Origin of the sequence: Bacteroides sp. RTP31139st1_H2_RTP31139_211217 (assembly GCF_040227615.1) — a bacterium.
Taxonomy (GTDB): Bacteria; Bacteroidota; Bacteroidia; order Bacteroidales; family Bacteroidaceae; genus Bacteroides; species Bacteroides uniformis.
Map to the genome: position 1 here is coordinate 1 of NZ_JBCNZM010000310.1, position 757 is coordinate 757.

At 56.5% G+C, this 757-nt stretch carries 1 protein-coding gene; it reads right to left on the reverse strand.

Features of this window, described 5'->3' with window-relative positions:
- On the reverse strand, positions 1–757 hold a 757-nt coding region (locus tag ABUA47_RS24390; RefSeq protein ID WP_349832243.1), incomplete at both ends, for an ABC transporter permease.

Genomic DNA, 757 nt, shown 5'->3' on the forward strand with positions numbered 1-757 from the left:
CTGCAGGATAACGGGCATACTCTCAATGGGGAATATCATGCCCGAAAGCAACATGGTGGGCATCATCAGCATCAGTCCGGACACCAGCATGGCGGCAACCTGCGTCCGGGTGACCGTAGAAATCAGCAGCCCCAGCGCCAGGGAGACAAAGATGAATAGCAGCGACACCACCACCAGCCAGAACAAGCTGCCCGCCACGGGAACATCGAGCACATAGACCGAAAGCAGAAGAATGGTGGTCAAGTTGACAAACGACAGCACAAAATAGGGCACCGCCTTTGCCAGAATGATGAAAAGCGGTTTGACGGGAGAAACCAGCAGGACCTCCATCGTCCCCGTCTCCTTCTCGCGCACAATGGAGATGGAGGTCATCATGGCGCAAATCAGCATCAGAATAAGCCCCATGACACCCGGCACGAAGTTGTAGGCACTCTTCATCTGCGGATTGTACAGCAGCTTGAGCTGGGGTACGATGGCAGCGGCATGCACTCCCGGCAGAAGCATCTCCTGCCCGGCAGAGGAGATGATGTTTGCGGCATAGCCTGCCTGCATAGTCGCCATATTGGGGTCTGTGGCGTCGGAGACAAGCTGCACGCGCGCCTCGCCGGTATAAAGCTTGTCCGAGAAACGCTCGCTGAAAACAAGCGCCATGTCAATCTCCCCTCTTCCGAAAGAAGCCTCCATATCGGCGGGAGAATGCAGGCGGCGGATGACGGTGAAGTATTCGCTTGCATCCATGCGGTCGATGATACGGCGG